A 600-nucleotide genomic window follows, 5' to 3' on the forward strand; every position below is an offset into this window, starting at 1 on the left:
ACAACCGGTTTGGGAACAGCATTATTGGTCAGATCCTCCTCACTGTAAAATTTACCCGTCCAGATAAATTGCGGTGCGAGCATTCCGATTTGTTTGCCCGTCTGTGCCTGCCATGTATATTTTTTCGGCGTTTCAGCCATGTAATCGATGGTATTGCGGACAAAAGTATAATTACCGCCTATTGTAAAACCAAACCCACCAATATTGTCAGAATAACTAAGTGACAATTCATATCCTTTGTTTGTTGCCTTTCCAGCATTCAATGCAGGAAGCTTTTGTGTTGGTAAGCCAGAAATTAATGGTATATCGGCTCTGTTGATCAGAATATTATTACGCTTTTCCAGAAACACATCTGCTTCAAAGCTTAGACGGCTTTTAAACAATTTCGCCTCCATCCCGATATCTGCCTTGCGGGCAACTTCCCAGGTCACGTTCGGATTTCCCAGCGTTCCTTCCAGGATAGGAAGCGTTTGAATAGGTGTAGTGCCCAGGCTATAATAGCCGTTAGTTGGAATAGAGCTAGTGGGAGCCTCAGTCGCGTTAGGGTTTCTAAACGAATAGAGATATAAGGTATTGTATCCGAAACCGAGCCTGTCATTT

Annotated in this window: 1 protein-coding gene; it reads right to left on the reverse strand. The window is 43.3% G+C overall.

Translation table 11 applies throughout. The annotated features are described in order from the left end of the window. Window positions 1–600: TonB-dependent receptor domain-containing protein (locus R2Q85_RS24570; protein ID WP_316814453.1), on the reverse strand; the 600-nt coding region annotated here is incomplete at both ends.

This window comes from Pedobacter heparinus (genome assembly GCF_032678725.1).
Classification (GTDB): domain Bacteria; phylum Bacteroidota; class Bacteroidia; order Sphingobacteriales; family Sphingobacteriaceae; genus Pedobacter; species Pedobacter heparinus_A.